This is a genomic window from Paenibacillus sp. NPDC101420 (genome assembly GCF_050277435.1).
Lineage (GTDB): Bacteria > Bacillota > Bacilli > Paenibacillales > Paenibacillaceae > Paenibacillus_AQ.
This window is the reverse complement of record NZ_JBNNSE010000006.1, coordinates 155,043-170,704: the sequence shown is the minus strand read 5'-3', so window position 1 is coordinate 170,704 and position 15,662 is coordinate 155,043. Positions and strand designations below refer to the sequence as shown.

The window sequence follows — 15,662 nt, the reverse complement described above, 5'->3', positions numbered from 1 at the left end:
CACCCCTAACCAAATGTCTATATATTGAACTTCATTATAAGGCATTTTCATAACAATTTTCACATCAAAATACAACGTTATCCCAATCCCAAACTGCATTGGAAGCAATCCACCAATCTAAAAGCAATTGAAATGGAGATATTAATCTTCGTAGGCAAAAAACATCTAGGAGGAATCCACTAAATGATTATGAAGAAATTGTCCGTAGCTCTTTTATCCACTTGCTTGATGCTATCCGTTGCTTCTGCGGCTTCTGCTTCTGCTGCACCAACCGAAACGAAACATGAGAAAAAAGTACATGCTGAAAAAATGAAGAAAGAAAAAGAACATAAAATGCATGAAAAGAAAATGCATATGAAGAGCCACTCCACTAAAGGAATTCATGCAAAGAGCATGAAGGCTAAAAGCATTAACACTAAGAGCATTCACATGAAAGCAACAAAAATGCCAAAAACAGGCCATGGCGGTGCTAGCGAACAAACTGAATAGGGAGGATGAAAGAGGGGGAATCCCCTCTTTCTTTTCTTACACATGAAAAAATGGATATCTTCATTTATATTAACCTTCATCACTTTAACCACTGCCAGTTGTACTGACTCACATTCGCAGGAAAGCAGACCAGACACGAAGTCACTACAAACACAGCAGCAAGAAACGATAACTCCTACTAAAGCTATTCAAAAGATCGATATTAAACCATCATTACCCAAACCTATCCTGCCTACTCAGCTTAGCATTCCAGCTATTAAAGTAAGCGCCAAAATAGAGACCGTTACATTGCTTCCAGATGGACAAATGGACGTCCCTAAGGATAGCAATATTGCAGGAATTCTGTACCCAGGAATATTACCAGGTGCTAAGGGAAATGTAATTTTAGACGGGCATGTGGATAGTTATATTGGTCCAGCTATTTTTTTCAACCTCAAAAAGCTTAAGCACGGTGATGAAATAACGGTATCCAATGCGGACGGGCGAAAACTAACTTATATTGTAGAGTCTGTAGAAATCTTCACCACTGCTGAAGCACCCTTGGAACGAATTTTTGGAAAGTCTGCTGAAGCCAGAATGAATCTTATTACTTGTACAGGGAGATATAGCAGAAAGAAGAAAGAACATGAAAAAAGGCTGATTGTCTTTACAAAACTGAAACTATGAATATTTTGACCCTCCAAAGGAGCATTCTAAAATAAAAAAAATAGGTGAATTCATGAAAACTAGCAGCAAAATTATGATGACTACCCTCTCTCTCTTGTTATGCTTCACGAACTCCGCTCTAGGTAGCCCGAGCAAGAACCGCGACTACTACGAAAAAAGAGGAGACATGATTTGGGAAGTACATACTAACCAAAAAGTGATTGCATTAACGTTTGATGACGGTCCTGACCCTTCTGAAACCGATCAAATATTAAAGGTATTGAGTCAATATCATGCGAAATGCACCTTCTTTGCCATAGGAAAAAGAATTGCAGCGTATCCAGATGTGGCGAAACGAGTCATTTCCGAAGGACATGAATTAGCTAACCATACCTACAATCACGTCTATTTTAGAAAACCTATTAATAAAGCCCAGTTTGAGCGGGAGCTTAATTTAACCGAAGAAGAAATCATAAAGGTTTCTGGAAAGCATAGTGCTTTGTTCAGACCCCCGGGTGGCATGTATGACGAGACACTAGTTGATACTTCAAACAACATGGGCCTAAAGCCTATTTTATGGTCCTGGCATCAAGATACACGTGACTGGAATCGCCCTGGCGTGCAGAGTATCGCGAACAAGGTTATTCGAAACGCACATAATGGTGATATCGTCCTATTTCATGATCATGTGCATGGACAATCTCAAACCAGAGAAGCGCTCAAAATTATTTTGCCGGAATTAGAAAAGCAAGGTTTCCGATTTGTCACCGTTTCAGAATTAATCAAATTATCCAATACACAGCAGGCAGGTAAAGCACAATAGCCTAATTGCACAGGACTTCAAAATAAGGTAGTCTTGTCCTATTATGAAGTTCTGGAGGCTTTTGTCATGTCTGATAACACATCCTATACGACTGAGGAAATTGCCCGTTTACTGAAGATCTCGAAATTAAAAGTATATGATCTGATTAAAAAAGGGGAGCTTCCCTCCTACCGTGTAGGAAAACAGATGCGTGTGGATCAATCCGATTTAGAAGCCTACAAACAGAATGCTCGAAGTGGCATGACCCTATCGATATCGCCGCTGACTTTTGCTGGAGCAAATCTAACACAAGTTGCCACACATTCTGGCCAATTTAATAGTAAAGCTACAGGGCACAGCCTCGTGATTACGGGTCAGGATATGTCACTCGATATTCTAGCCACCTATTTGGAGCGTTGCCTGCCCACTGAGCGCCCTCTTCGTTCTTACGCTGGCAGTCTAGATAGTCTCATTGCCATGTATCAGGGCGAGTCGGACATCGTCAGTACGCATCTGCTCGACGGGGATACTGGAGAATATAACCTTCCCTATATTCGTAAAATCCTTGTAGGCTTCTCTTATGTTGTAGTTCGTCTGTTGACCCGAAGTGCAGGATTGTATGTTCAAAAGGGAAATCCTAAAGGTCTTCATGAATGGTCTCATCTGCAACAGGATGGACTTACACTGATTAATAGAGAACGAGGCGCTGGTGCACGTGTGTTATTGGATGAGCAACTCCGATTGCACGGCATTCCTGCCGCAAGCCTATCTGGATATGCGCAGGAGGAGAATAGTCATTTGGCAGTCGCTGGTAAAGTGTCACGAGGAGAAGCCGATGTGGCCATCGGTACCGAGAAGGCTGCTCAGATTGTCGACGGCGTTGATTTCATTCCCTTGATTCAGGAGTGTTATGATCTAGTGATGCTCAAGAAACCGGGAAATGAGCACTGGATCACCACCGTGATTGATATTTTACGCTCGCCAGCCTTTCAAAGTGAGCTTGGGTCCATTCACGGATATGATCTCACGGAAACCGGGACGATTATTTACGAAACCTGATAGTCACAAGCTTGCTTCTTATTAAAGAGGTTTTGTTTTAACGGTGCGTTTCTAAAGAAAAAAAACCTAGTCCATCCCAGGTTACTCCTGGATGGGCTAGGTTTTTTTAAATTTATCAAGATTTCCAATCGACATTCCCACTGAGGTCAGCGGAGCGATCTCTGTCGAGCATAATTAAGTACGCCGGTTCACAAACATCAACATCACAGCAGACATAACAATAATGGAGCACACCCACATCCAAGCAAGGGTCATGTTGCCGCCATCCACCGCGACATAGATCGCTGTAGGTACAGTCTGCGTGCGGCCAGGAATATTTCCAGCTACCATGATCGTTGCGCCAAATTCTCCTAAACCGCGGGCAAAACCTAGAACATACCCAGCAGCGAGTGACCGACCTGCAAGGGGCAATGTGACATAACGCAGTACCTGCAGTTCGCTCGCTCCCTGCGCACGCGCCGCATCTTCAAGATCCGCTTCCACGCCTTCAAAGCCCGCCTTCACCGTACGGTAAACGAGAGGAAAAGCTACGACAACCGCAGCGATAACCGCAGCCCCCCATGTAAAAAGGATCGTATGCTCCGTCATTTGTTCATACCATCTGCCAATCCAGCTGCGACGACCTAAGACGACCAACAACACAAATCCGACAACTGTCGGCGGCAACACAAGTGGAAGCAGCATTACCGTCTCGACCAAGCTATAACCAGGGAACTTGCGACCTGCCATAGCCTTAGCCGCGGCCGTTGCAAGAATAAATACAATGATGCTGGTAATTACTGAAATTTTAACGGAAAGCCATACCGGGGCGAAGAAATCAGTCCAATTTATTTCCATCCTTATTCACCCCGCTTCTACTCATGATTTCTTATTTAAGGAAGCAAGAAGCCATAGCTTGCAAAAATATCACTAGCCTCTTTGCTTTGAAGATAATTGTAAAATTCTTTAGTTTCCTTTTGATTCTTTGAATCCTTCACGATACCCGCCGGATAATTAATAGCTTTGTGAACATGCGGGCCTACAGTAAGGGCGATCTTCGTCTTTTTTGAAGTCAATGCATCTGTCTTATATACAAAGCCTGCATCGACATTCCCCGTTTCGACGTAAGACAGAACCTGACGTACATCCTTCGCAAATACAAGTTTGTTTTGCAGCGTATCCCATACCTTCTTCGCAGTTAACGATTGCTGAGCATATTGGCCAGCGGGCACAGATTCAGGCTGCCCTACCGCTACCTTCTTAAAGGATTTATCCGTAAGTTGAGTGATTGTATTTAATGAAGCTTTTGAATTCGAAGGTACGACTAGAACCAACTGATTCTTAAGCAGAACCTTATGGTCAGAGATCAGTCCAGCATCCACTAACGCATTCATCTGTTTATCCCCTGCAGAGAAGAACAGATCCGCCGGAGCACCCTGCTCAATCTGCTTCTGTAATGTGCCAGATGCAGCATAATTAAAGACCAAATCAATATCGGGATGCTTCTTCTCATAGAGAAGCGCCATTTTATCTAAGCTATCCTGCAAGCTGGCTGCGGCGGATACTATAATCTCTGTCTTCTTGGCGGCTGCCTCTACCTCCAACCCTGCGCCCGCAGAAAAATTCACAACCAAAAAAATTGCTAATACACCAAAGATTCTGACTGACCATTTCTTAAACATTTCCATTCCTCCCATTTTCACATGTATATATGTAGATGCTATTCTAGCATACGTTTTTTCGATTTTCTATAGATTGAGTTGTGTTTGGATATGTTTAGTTATATATTGTTATAATTAGATAGTTAGAAATGAGTATCTTGGACTTACTCGCAAAAAAAGGATGCCACCGGCAACCATTTAAATGGTTGCTCAAGCACCCCATCTTTCGAATTGAACGAAGGTCAAATGAGCGTATCACTATTTATAGTGCGAACTCCATTTTTCCAACTGCTGCCTGATTACTTCACGGTAATAGTACGGTTCAATGATTTCTGCTTCCTCTTCGAATCTCTTAATCCAGCGGACAAATCCTATATCTTGTTCCACGGCAACCTTAAAGTGAAAACATCTAGATTGACGATCCACTTTACTTGGCTTAAAAGGCAATTCGTCCTTCTTAATTCCTTCCATTACCCGTTCCGAGAATTTCACTTTGAATTCTACCTGTAAACTATCCCTATCGAGTGACCATTTCTGCTTCATAAAGGCTTGCACATCAAACGCTTCCTTCGAAAAAAAACGATTTAATGGCTTCACATTAGAAAAATCGTTGATATGATATGTACGAATAACACCCTGACGATGACAAAATCCAATGAGATGAAAACGACTTTCCAGCGGGACCAGACAATAAGGATCAATGGTGATCCCTTTCTCTTCTAATGCATTCTCACTATAATTCGCTTGAATACTCTTTTGCTTTAATAAAGCCTCCAGGATCGGAGTAAGAAATGAGTGTTGTTCCATATGCGAACTGCTTCTTTCTGCCCACCCCACCCCTACTTCTCTTCTTGCACGTTCTATTGTCTCTTCTCTCTCCGCCTTACGTTTATATTCAGCTGCGACTACTTTTTCATACGCGCTTTCAAAATCTATGGGTAATGCTGGTTTTATATCTTCCATAATATAGCGTAATTGCGAAAATGCGTTTGCTTCTTCTTCCGACCAATCCAAGGGATAGAGTGCAAAATTCCCAATAAAAGCATAACCTTTTCCATGCCCCAGGTGGGTTATGGGAATATGCATGGCGCTAAGCGCGTCCATATCCCGGTAAATCGTTCTCTCGCTGTTGCCGCAGCGTTCCGCCAATTCGCGGGCTAATATCCCTGGCTTGGCTTGAACAAGTGTAATAATGCGCATCAGTCGGATTAATCGGTCTGTCATATTCAGTTCCCCTTGATTTATGGTTAAATAGACCCATTATTTTATGAAAAAAAGTAAAATTGTGATAGAACTTTTTTACTATGTTACCACATTTTATATTACAATTCTTCTTATAATTTTCCGCCGAATCCGCTGAAAAATCCAATTTATGTATAGGTCTTTTTTCGCTTATGTGCATCCTCGTGCAGTGAGTCCTATATTAAATTCCACCAACGGCTTTACTTCGTTGCTGATGCTCGAACCCGATCTGTTTATACAACATTTCAGCCTCTTTAAGCAGCAAAGGATCTCCAGAGCGTACTGCGAGTAGCAACATCTTATCCGCATGTCGATTGAGCATTTCGTGAGCTTCACTATACTGGCCTTTACTTCGTAGTGCCTCTGCTGCTTCAACCGTTTCAGCCGTCTTCAACAATTCCAGATGCTTCTCAACATAAAAGCAGCAAGTATCGCTCAGAATGCGCGTATGATGCGCGTACTCCAGCTCAAGTACCTTCACGGGAAGTTCACGAACACGCTCTACAGTTGGTTTTTTATACTTCCACTGTAGGGATAATGCTTCATATTTACCTGCTACAGAACTAGAAGTAGTGAACTCCAATCCTATGAATTTGCGTTGTCCTGTTTTTATTTTTCCAAGCTTAAGCAAGAGTGAATTCCCTTCTCCAGCCTCCATTTCACATCCATAACAGCGCTTAAAAGTTACATGTGGCTCAAGCCAAACTCGTAGTTCAATATCACGTGCAACCACTTTGTGGCTGCTTGGTCGGCTATTTTCTGAAGGCAAATTTCCTTTCCATTCGACAAGTAAAACAACATCCCGATTTCCACCTGCAAAAATACGATCTTGACCCCACGTAAATATAGGAGTAATACTTTCCATCATATTTTCCACCTCTTTCTTTTTTTGGGTCTTCTATTAATGTACCAATAATGGCGGACAACTCCATGTCATGGAATGTATGTTCGGTTCTATATTATCGACAAAAAAAGAGCCATTCTACATACTAAGTAGACTGACTCTCGCAAAAACAGCCCCTTTTGTCTGTTTATGACGAAAATTTTATGTTTTTAACTTTAACGACTCTGAAGTTTAGGCTGCACTCGCTCCCGCTTAAAAAATAGTCCCAGCGCCCATTTGGCGCAAAGCAGAGAAAATATAAAAAATAGGACTGCCCAAAATATGGCCGGCACCGATGTCATCCTTGCCAGGTTACTGGCATCTCCCGCACGAGATGGGGATACAACGGCCGCATATACGAGAAATAAACTTCCCATTACAGACTCTTCCAAGGTCAAAAAAGCTAATAACAAATAATAATATTTGCTGGCCTTTTTCCACACCACCAGCATTAAAACATTCAGCGCAATAAACCCGCCTAACCACATCATTCCGAAGCTTCCCCGCACGTACATTACCAGCATAATCAATGCTACTGTAGTAGCTAAAATAAGTCCCCAATCATGCCGTCCTTTACTGTAGAGATAGAAGAGTAGCAATGCGAATAAGGAAGCCAGCACATACCCGGATAGCGACACCAGTATCGCTCTGCCTCCATCTTGAATGGCTGAATAGGTGACCCCACTATGATTCGCGTATAGTTCAATCCGCAGCACACTGCCAGACAGCAGTAAAGTCACCAGCGCATGACCAAATTCATGAATCATCGTGTCCAAATTCCGAAACAAAGATGAGAATGGAATCAACCTCGTCAAAAAAGCAGATCCGACCAAAAATAACATTGTCTTAAGCCATTTATTCATTCCGCAGCAGCCCCTTTCCGTCCAAAGTATACGATAAATAGTCCCTCTTCTCAATCATGTTGAGCACAGCCAAATCGTTCTTTACAAGGAAGTGTAACCTCACTTCAAACAGGCAAATAATACTGACCCAAGAAGCCCTATTCACGTTTAGCGTACGCTGTCAGAAGCTGTCAAGCTGTGTTAAAATAAAAGAAATACAAGCCTAAATTGGGTGGTGATTATATAGATGAAACAACGTAAATACCGTAAATATCTACAGCTGTTATGTTCGCTCCTGCTTCTGCTGACCCTTTCCATATCTCTTCCGGCCCCAGTAGCACAAGCCAATATATTCAGTGATATCTATAATGGATTCAAAAGCTTCTCTGAGCTTCCAAATGAAGTCAATGAATTGAAAGAAGGATTTCAGCAGACAGCTGAAGAGCTACAACAGGCGAAGGATAAGCTTACGAATACCATGCAGGAAATGGAGGCCTACCGGACACAGAACGAAGCCCTTCAGGAGCAGAATCGCCAACTAACGCAGATGGTTGATGAGTTGCAAAATGACCGGACGGCACGCGAAGAATATTATCATAAAATCAAAGTGACTATTTTTACGGGGATTGGTCTAATTCTGGGGTATTTTATACTCATCCGTATTGTTCGTTTCAGCATGCTTCACCGTTCTAGAAAAGGAGACCGCCTGCGCTAATCTTGAACATTCAGTAAAGATCACGTCTACAGCATGAGGGAGATGAAATATGAACATCGATGTCCAAGATGAAAGCGACAGCGGGAGCGGACAAGCCGTAGCCTTCACCCTTGGGGAGAAGGAAGAGGTTCATGTGCTGCACCCACAACAAATTATCGCTTATCAAGGGCCTGCCACTGGACGGGCAGACAGATTTATGGATGTAAAGGGCATCTATCGCAAGCGAAAACTGATTCGTTCGGATATGTCTGGCCCTTGCCATTTTGTCGCCGCCCTTCCACCAGGTTATCGGGTAAAGATTCTGCAGCTTGATGGAAAGAGCGATTTATTGTACGACTTTAAACATCTCTTCTTCTACAGCAAGGGAGTTACGATGGATACACGAGTGCTAAGTATGAAGAATGTGCTCGTTACACGAGATATTGTGAAAGTGAAATTTACGGGTAACGGCATCATTGGTATATTGACTGAAGGTACGGTATGTGAAGCTGAGCTTCATCCTTACAATCCGCTCTATGTGGATGCAGGCAGCATTATTGCCTATCCTGAGAATGCGAAGCTGGAGCTTACCGTTTACGGCAACCATTTAGCTAGCCAGCATATGAGTTATCATTGGAAGATGACGGGCCACGGCCCTGTGTTGTTTCAAGCCGGACGCCAGAATCGCCGATTTGAAAGAGATAATAACGATGATGGAATTATTAAACGATTTCTGCGCGAAGCCGTGCCATTTGGTGGAGTATTTATTAAATAGAATGCTTCAAAAAAAAGAGCGCCATGCGTTAACCATACGCAGGCGCTCTTTGTGCATTCTATCCCTATAAGGATGTTGTCTTAGCCGATAAAGGCATTCAGCATCCAAGCATGTTTCTCAATGCTGCTTCTGATGCCAATCAGCAGATCCGCAGTTGGTTGATCGCTCAATTCTTCAGCAGTAGCAATTGCATCTTGCAGTTCTTTAGCAACAGTCTTAAAGTCTCTCACGAGCTCAAGTACCATACCTTTAGCATCTTCGCCGCCGCGAGCTTCTTGTAAGTCGGACAATTCAAGATATTGCTTCATTGTGGAGGCTGGTTGTCCACCAATAGAAAGCAAACGCTCAGCCAAATCATCTGCATAACCCGCAGCTTCATTGTATAGCTCTTCAAACTTCTCATGCAGTGTGAAGAATTGAGATCCGCTAACATACCAGTGATAATGATGAAGCTTTACCCCGAGCAGGAACCAGTTCGCAGTTTGGCGGTTCAAAGCAGCTTGCAGTTCAGTATGGTTCTTTAATTGTGTTGTCATTAATAAAACCTCCTATGGTTCATTTATTATAATTGTATTTAGACTCGTTCTAAATCTATATACAATTTAACACACTCTTTCGTGTTTTGCAACTATTCTGGAGATTATATGTTGTGCCGATTCTAGCACAGCTTATGTTATGAAGCCTATTATGTGTGTCACACTTTGGTAAAAGAGTCTCTTCTCTAGATTAAAGAAACATCCTCCTCCGCGGTCTTTCCTTTCCTGCTGCGGAAGAAAGCCCTCATCTCATCACGCTTACTCTTCGGACTTAGGACATACACAGTATCCCCAGGCTCAATAACAGTACTTCCATGCGGAGTGACAATCTTTTTATTGCGGATAATTGCCGTAAATAAGATATCATCTGGCAGACCTATTTCTGAAATCATCTGTCCAGCAATGGGCATATAAGGGTTAATTCCAATATGGTTAAACTCCGAGTCTGTCTTGCCAAGAGCAACCAGCTCCATCAGGGAAGGCTGATCTGAATCTTCTTGCCCCACAAGCTTCAATCGGGATGCTAGCGGGGAAATACTAGTTCCCTGAATCACCGCCGAGGTCAGTACGACAAAGAACACAACATTAAAGAATAGTCGTCCGTGAGACAGATCAGCCAGCAGCGGATAAGTCGCTAACACAATCGGAACGGCTCCACGAAGTCCGGCCCAAGAAATCAAAGTCTTCTCGCGGATCGTAAATTTGGAAAAGTGCAGGCTTATAAATACACCGATTGGTCTAGCTACAACCATCAGAATGACGGATAACAAGATACCTTGCCATGCCACTTCCGCCAGCTCCTGTGGAAATACTAACAAACCAAGCAGTATGAACATAAATATTTGCATCATCCAAGCAAAACCATGACTAAAATTCATAATGGTACGGTGATACATTAGCTCGGAATTCCCAAGCGTAAGGCCCATAACATAAACAGCCAGCAGCCCGCTGCTATGTACCCATGCTGATAAACCATAGGTCAGAACAGCAAAGCCAATCGCCATTACTGGATAAAGACCTGTGGAATCCAGGTTAATTCGATTGATACAGAAAACTGCGATCTTCCCCAGCACAAAACCAAGTACTAAGCCAATGCCCATCTCCCATATAAAAGATAACAGCAGCCCCCATATCGCCATATCCGGATGCTGTATCCATTCGATTAGCGAGACTGTCAAGAACACCGCCATTGGATCGTTACTTCCTGATTCTGCTTCTAACGTCGAGGTCAGACGTTTATCAATGTTCTTACCGCCGAGTACCGAGAAAACTGCAGCCGCATCTGTCGATCCAACGATCGCTCCAAACAGAAAGCTTTCTGGCCATGTCACATCAAGGATCAGCTTAGCGAATACCCCTACAATGGCTGTCGTCATGATTACGCCTACCGTTGATAAGGATAATGCCGGCCGAATAACAGGTTTAATATCCTTAATATTCGTCTGCATGCCACCTTCGAATAATATGACAACCAATGCGAAGATCCCGGCCATTTGCGTTAAGGAAGCATTGTTAAAAAAAACAAATTGGCTTAGCACCATCCCCGCAGCAAGAAACAGCACTAAAGCTGGCATTCCAAATTTAGTGGAGAACTTGGTGGAAAATACGCCTACAAGTAGGAGTGCTGCCAGTAATAATATAATATTATCTGCAAGTTGGGACACCGATTATTCACTTCCCTTTCTCTTCTAGCTTTAAAATATAAGAAGCTTCCTTATTTATGTACTTTATTACCCTTTTCGATATCCTTTTGAGACATTGAATAATATAAACAAGATTGGAGATTTCATTCCCCGGGCCTTATACTTTATGTAAATGCTTTCTCCCCATCGTGTGTACATATAGGAGGTTGAATGTTATGCAATTGAGATTAATTAAACCTGCGGAGCTAGACCAAGCATCTCTGCTCGCAGATTCTGTCTTTCGTGAACCGGGTGCCACTTCAATGAAAGAACTGTTTCCACTTATTTTCCGCCCTGGACTCAGTCATTCCTACGCGGCTATTGCCGATGACGGAACGGTTGCTGCTTTCATGGGGCTCGTACCCTCCACGATCAAGACTGGAGATGCTTTCCTGAATGTATTCTCCATAGGTGCTGTCTGCACCGATCCCGCTTTTCGGGGCCAAGGACTGGCGGGCCAACTTCTACAGCTATGCCAGAGTCATGCTGCCGAGGCCGAGGCATCGCTGATTTTTGTCTCGGGTGATCGTTCGTTATACACCCGAGCTGGGTGCGTACCGTTCGGAGGTACGCAATTTGCCGAGCTGAACGCAAGCTCAGCTCAGGCTCTTGCAGCCGCAGCAGGAGAAGAATGGACGCTGCGGCCAATGCAGCCGGGCGACTTCTTCGGAGTCTACCGGCTGCTCAATGAACGCGAAGCCGGACATGTATATAGTCCGGGTGAGCTGGCGCTGCTGCTGGGGACCGAGGCTTACGCGGGTGTGATGGGCTTAGCCCAGCGCACACTCGTAGCCGTTCGGGACGGCAGCATCGAGGGGTTCGCCGCGGTGGCTGTGCCCGCGGCGGCAGACGTGCCCGCGCCGAACGCGGCGACGGCGGTGGAATGGGCCGGCCAGCCGAGCGCGGTAGCGGCATTGCTGGCCAAGGCGGCCTTGTGCGGCGGCGTTGGCACGCTGCAAGTGCCTGTGCCGTGGCAGGAGCGCGGCTTGCTCGCGCTTCTGCGGGACGCCGGCGCCAGCTTAAGCGGCGGCGCGAACAGCGGGACGGTCTGCATCGCAGACCGGGAAGCGCTATTGCGGCAGACCGAAGGCTGCCGCAATAGCCTCGACTTGTCGTCCGTGCAGGACGACAAGGAGCTGATCTCGCTGCTCTTTGATCCAGCGAGATCAGCGGATTCCGATGCTATTGCTTTGCCGTATATGTCTGGACTTCGTTTCATTTAACGGATTTAAACAAGAATAAACGGAAGCCGTCCTTTTAAGGACGGCTTCCGTTTCTGCGAGAAAGAGAAAGATAATATATGCCGTGTAACATATACATTCTGATCTATGAGGATATCCCAAACTCCCCCACCTTCTGCAGTCAGTCTAAGAAATTGTGATGGGGCGTTGGGGAAGGAGTTTTATGTGGAAAAACTCCCTCTATTTAGGATGATTTCCTCACAATTGCCCAGTTATGCGGAATTTCTCCCTATAATACGGAGGATTTTCTAAAAAAAACGGCGATATCCGCTGGAATACAGGGAGAAATTCCCTGTATTCCACCTGTTCAACCCTAAAACACAAAATTTATAGGGAAGAATTCCCTATTCCATTGTAGATCTATCTCACAGTAATTTAGTATGCGCTATAAATGATTATATAAATTCAAATGATACCCTTATTCTCTGGAATACACCTGCAACTCTTGAATGGACCAATAATTCCCGCCGGATCCGGTCTGTACAATTTTGATATACCTCGTCTTCACTTTAGAAAAGGATATCTTAGTAAGCTCTTTCGCACCTTTACCAGACGTGAGTTTGTTCCAGTTTTGAGCATCGTCAGAAATATAGACTACATAGTCTCTTGGATAATCAAAAGGTGAAAGCGTGCTGTCCAAATCTATTCTTTCAATTTCATGTGCTTCACCCAGATCAATCTGAAAATACTCTCCGGAGGCCTGATGTTTCCCCGTATCCCAGCGCGTGCGCCGATCCCCATCGATAGCCAGACTAGGAGCTGATGCTGCCGTATTCACATTTGAGGATACCTTCCATTTAGTACGATCCAGAGGAACCAGTCCGGTGGCTGTAATCTGAACTTTATCGGACAGTAAATTAGAGCCGGATACCCTTACCGCGTAGGTATATAACGTCCCTTCACGTAAATTATGATCCGTATATTCTGTAAGCTTCACATCGGTGGCTACCACCTTCATTTCCCCACCGCTACCTTCAGCGCGAAGCAGCTCAAAGCTTGCTCCTGGTGCCTCCAACCAATTTAATTTTACAGCTAAACCTTTTGTTGCTGCGGCTTTGAATCCTTTAGGGGCCGACGGCTTTACTTCAGTGGAAGGCTGCAAAATATACTGCACAGCCTCTCCCGGAGCAAGTGTCTCCGTAAAGGTTAACGTGGGAGTAGCCTTTTTACCTGTTACATAACTTCTTGCTTTTTCATACGTATCCCCGTTTCCAAAACGCTCCCCTTCATACACCCCGTTTTTCGGCATAGTCACATTTACACTCACGGTCTGTGGAGTAGACTCAAAGTTAACGAAATTAACCAGTACCTTATTTGAAGTCGCCCCGCTTCCAGCAAGAGGCTTCAATGTAGAAGTATCCACGGCCCGAACATATACCAGCTTGTCGGCTAACACATCTTTGTTGGCAATTTGATAAGTTAGCGGAGCTCCATGTGTAGCATAGGCAAGACTGAGCCTTCTCATGATGCTGACACGTGAATCCTCATTTTCTTTTGTATAATAAATCTCTGTGGTCGCCGGATCATGCTCTTCTAAATTAAACCCGTATTTGAATAAACTGAAATCCTTAAAAAAAGCAGCATGCTGCACAAACATATCCGCATAACCAATATGCGCACGCATGATCCGGTCGAATACAGCCGCTGTCCGCTCCGTTGCCCCGTATTGATAGGCATCCACATGACTGTCCGAGGTACCAAATTCAGTGGTCAGCATTTTTTTGCCAAGTCCATTGTCTGCGCCAGTGAAGGTCTTCAAATTCTCAGTAAAGCTTCCTCCATTACTAAAAATATAAGAGTCACCGTAGGAGTGTCCATTGGTCAAATCCGTAACCTTCTCCAGCTCCATACGTTGCTCTGGATCACGTTCCCAGCCATCCGGATCTCCACATTCCTTCCCGGTTCCCTTCTGATTACCACAGGAATCTTCACTGTAGCTCGGCCAATACGCCCAGCCCGGAGCAACAGTTTGTAAATGGGGCGCGATTTGCTTCCCCTTTTTATTCAACCAGTCCGCAATCGTCAGGTTCACTGCCTTAGAACGATTAAATAACCCTGGCTCATTATCTACCTCATAATATTGAAAATAAGGGCTATATTGTTCAAAATAATCTGTCAGCTTTTTCTCCGCATCAGCAGGCAACGATCCATCTGCCTTAAGCTTAATATCACCAGTATGCAAATACAGAGCAACCGCCTGCATGTTGTAATCCTTCAATACCTTGTAATATTCCAGCATATCTGAGCAGGATCTCCCGACATCACTGGCACAACTGGTACGCATCACATTGCCGCTATAAGCCATCCCTAGCCATTTGATAACATAAGGCAAGTGCGTAACCGCACCTTCATCAAAGTAAAACTGTTTATTATTCACTACTGTTCCGGTCAGTGTATAGCTGCCATGAATAGGCTCGGAAATTGGAGCGTTAAGAGATTCTAAACGGAGATTATCCCAAGTCCACCAGGAATATTCGTCTTCTTTGTCACTGCAATATAAACAGCGAACCGTTTGCAGCTTCAATTCGTTCGTTCCCAGCTTCAATTGCTCCTTGGGAATGTATAATTCATAGGATTTTTGAAAGCTATATTCACTTTCTGTGCCCGATACGCCCGCAATTTGAATGATCCCTGACAATTGACGATTGGAAAACACACTCATTTGCGGCACGGATTTATAAGCATCCAGAATTCCTACGCTAAATAAGACCCCATTCTCCGGGATCTTATTTAGCTGATAGGTGATCGTTAATTCCGGCTGGGTCTTTCCATTCAAGCCTGCAGGCAAGCTCTGAAGAGCCGATGATTTGAGCGCTGAAGAAGGAACATTAAATACCTTCTTACTGCCAGAAGTGCCACTCGCAGCGAACTCAGCTGCTGAGCCATCATGTTGTCCCAGATTCCAGATCACAGTACCATCCGGTATTTCTGCTGCAACATCACTTCCTGTAGCTAATCTTGGTATATTGGCACCTGCCTTATAATCGTTCGTCTTATTCGTTCCGAAAACAGAGACAGACAACAGAAACAAGACGGTTAATGCGGTGAATTTCAGTAATAACAGTAATGGTTTGTTTGCAGTTATCCTATTTTTTCTATTAGATATTCTCCTCGTTATTCCCATCCATAGGT

General features: G+C 44.1%; 15 protein-coding genes. 7 read left to right on the top strand and 8 right to left on the bottom strand.

Annotated elements, in window-relative coordinates:
• The first annotated feature begins 183 nt into the window (after positions 1–183).
• The 4 genes from ACQKMP_RS23640 to ACQKMP_RS23625 all read left to right on the top strand — a co-directional run bounded on the left by ACQKMP_RS23640 (position 184) and on the right by ACQKMP_RS23625 (position 2,995).
• Positions 184–489: a hypothetical protein gene (locus tag ACQKMP_RS23640; RefSeq protein ID WP_052404166.1), complete on the top strand. Its 306-nt coding sequence runs from the start codon at positions 184–186 to the stop codon at positions 487–489.
• A gap of 42 nt (positions 490–531) precedes the next feature.
• Complete coding sequence (locus tag ACQKMP_RS23635) at positions 532–1,155, top strand: class F sortase (RefSeq protein ID WP_379423301.1); 624 nt, start codon at positions 532–534, stop codon at positions 1,153–1,155.
• Between the two features lie 166 nt (positions 1,156–1,321).
• Positions 1,322–1,957, top strand: coding sequence for a polysaccharide deacetylase family protein (locus tag ACQKMP_RS23630; protein ID WP_231573388.1), 636 nt, complete (start codon positions 1,322–1,324; stop codon positions 1,955–1,957).
• Between the two features lie 66 nt (positions 1,958–2,023).
• On the top strand, positions 2,024–2,995 hold the full coding sequence (locus tag ACQKMP_RS23625; protein WP_379423304.1) for a substrate-binding domain-containing protein: 972 nt from the start codon (positions 2,024–2,026) through the stop codon (positions 2,993–2,995).
• 174 nt (positions 2,996–3,169) lie between these two features.
• On the opposite strand, the gene modB is transcribed toward ACQKMP_RS23625, so the two are convergent.
• The 5 genes from modB to ACQKMP_RS23600 form a co-directional block, all read right to left on the bottom strand.
• A complete protein-coding gene (modB, locus tag ACQKMP_RS23620; protein WP_042185211.1) occupies positions 3,170–3,832 on the bottom strand; it encodes a molybdate ABC transporter permease subunit in 663 nt (220 codons plus the stop codon).
• Positions 3,833–3,867: 35 nt separating this feature from the next.
• Positions 3,868–4,656 (bottom strand): molybdate ABC transporter substrate-binding protein, encoded by a 789-nt coding sequence (modA, locus tag ACQKMP_RS23615; RefSeq protein ID WP_339245165.1) that lies wholly within the window; start codon positions 4,654–4,656, stop codon positions 3,868–3,870.
• A gap of 237 nt (positions 4,657–4,893) precedes the next feature.
• A complete protein-coding gene (locus tag ACQKMP_RS23610; protein ID WP_042185208.1) occupies positions 4,894–5,859 on the bottom strand; it encodes a helix-turn-helix transcriptional regulator in 966 nt (321 codons plus the stop codon).
• A 199-nt stretch (positions 5,860–6,058) separates the two neighbouring features.
• Positions 6,059–6,745 carry a hypothetical protein gene (locus ACQKMP_RS23605; RefSeq protein ID WP_379423307.1) on the bottom strand — a complete coding sequence of 229 codons (687 nt, stop codon included), beginning with the start codon at positions 6,743–6,745 and terminating at the stop codon, positions 6,059–6,061.
• A gap of 191 nt (positions 6,746–6,936) precedes the next feature.
• Entirely contained in the window at positions 6,937–7,623 is a 687-nt protein-coding gene (locus ACQKMP_RS23600; protein ID WP_076283905.1) for a M50 family metallopeptidase, read from the bottom strand.
• Between the two features lie 226 nt (positions 7,624–7,849).
• On the opposite strand from ACQKMP_RS23600, the gene ACQKMP_RS23595 reads away from it, so the two are divergent.
• Together ACQKMP_RS23595 and ACQKMP_RS23590 are read left to right on the top strand one after the other, a co-directional pair.
• On the top strand, positions 7,850–8,317 hold the full coding sequence (locus tag ACQKMP_RS23595) for a hypothetical protein (RefSeq protein WP_042185202.1): 468 nt from the start codon (positions 7,850–7,852) through the stop codon (positions 8,315–8,317).
• A gap of 49 nt (positions 8,318–8,366) precedes the next feature.
• A complete protein-coding gene (locus ACQKMP_RS23590; protein ID WP_042185200.1) occupies positions 8,367–9,071 on the top strand; it encodes an AIM24 family protein in 705 nt (234 codons plus the stop codon).
• A gap of 80 nt (positions 9,072–9,151) precedes the next feature.
• Here ACQKMP_RS23590 and ACQKMP_RS23585 read toward each other — a convergent pair whose 3' ends face one another.
• Entirely contained in the window at positions 9,152–9,607 is a 456-nt protein-coding gene (locus ACQKMP_RS23585) for a Dps family protein (protein ID WP_042185198.1), read from the bottom strand.
• Between the two features lie 185 nt (positions 9,608–9,792).
• Positions 9,793–11,271: a potassium/proton antiporter gene (locus ACQKMP_RS23580; protein ID WP_379423311.1), complete on the bottom strand. Its 1,479-nt coding sequence runs from the start codon at positions 11,269–11,271 to the stop codon at positions 9,793–9,795.
• Positions 11,272–11,465: 194 nt separating this feature from the next.
• Between ACQKMP_RS23580 and ACQKMP_RS23575 the strand changes: the two genes are divergently transcribed.
• Complete coding sequence (locus ACQKMP_RS23575) at positions 11,466–12,512, top strand: GNAT family N-acetyltransferase (protein WP_427471315.1); 1,047 nt, start codon at positions 11,466–11,468, stop codon at positions 12,510–12,512.
• 436 nt (positions 12,513–12,948) lie between these two features.
• Here ACQKMP_RS23575 and ACQKMP_RS23570 read toward each other — a convergent pair whose 3' ends face one another.
• The gene (locus tag ACQKMP_RS23570) at positions 12,949–15,654 is read right to left on the bottom strand and encodes a discoidin domain-containing protein (RefSeq protein ID WP_427471313.1); all 2,706 of its coding nucleotides are present in this window, start codon (positions 15,652–15,654) and stop codon (positions 12,949–12,951) included.
• Positions 15,655–15,662: the final 8 nt, after the last annotated feature.

Coding starts and splice junctions, on each gene's coding strand:
- ACQKMP_RS23570 (WP_427471313.1), bottom strand. CDS start 15,654: ATGGGAATAACGAGGAGAATATCTAATAGAAAAAATAGGATAACTGCA.
- ACQKMP_RS23585 (WP_042185198.1), bottom strand. CDS start 9,607: ATGACAACACAATTAAAGAACCATACTGAACTGCAAGCTGCTTTGAAC.
- ACQKMP_RS23595 (WP_042185202.1), top strand. CDS start 7,850: ATGAAACAACGTAAATACCGTAAATATCTACAGCTGTTATGTTCGCTC.
- ACQKMP_RS23610 (WP_042185208.1), bottom strand. CDS start 5,859: ATGACAGACCGATTAATCCGACTGATGCGCATTATTACACTTGTTCAA.
- ACQKMP_RS23575 (WP_427471315.1), top strand. CDS start 11,466: ATGCAATTGAGATTAATTAAACCTGCGGAGCTAGACCAAGCATCTCTG.
- ACQKMP_RS23590 (WP_042185200.1), top strand. CDS start 8,367: ATGAACATCGATGTCCAAGATGAAAGCGACAGCGGGAGCGGACAAGCC.
- modA (WP_339245165.1), bottom strand. CDS start 4,656: ATGTTTAAGAAATGGTCAGTCAGAATCTTTGGTGTATTAGCAATTTTT.
- modB (WP_042185211.1), bottom strand. CDS start 3,832: ATGGAAATAAATTGGACTGATTTCTTCGCCCCGGTATGGCTTTCCGTT.
- ACQKMP_RS23605 (WP_379423307.1), bottom strand. CDS start 6,745: ATGATGGAAAGTATTACTCCTATATTTACGTGGGGTCAAGATCGTATT.
- ACQKMP_RS23600 (WP_076283905.1), bottom strand. CDS start 7,623: ATGAATAAATGGCTTAAGACAATGTTATTTTTGGTCGGATCTGCTTTT.
- ACQKMP_RS23640 (WP_052404166.1), top strand. CDS start 184: ATGATTATGAAGAAATTGTCCGTAGCTCTTTTATCCACTTGCTTGATG.
- ACQKMP_RS23625 (WP_379423304.1), top strand. CDS start 2,024: ATGTCTGATAACACATCCTATACGACTGAGGAAATTGCCCGTTTACTG.
- ACQKMP_RS23630 (WP_231573388.1), top strand. CDS start 1,322: ATGATTTGGGAAGTACATACTAACCAAAAAGTGATTGCATTAACGTTT.
- ACQKMP_RS23635 (WP_379423301.1), top strand. CDS start 532: ATGAAAAAATGGATATCTTCATTTATATTAACCTTCATCACTTTAACC.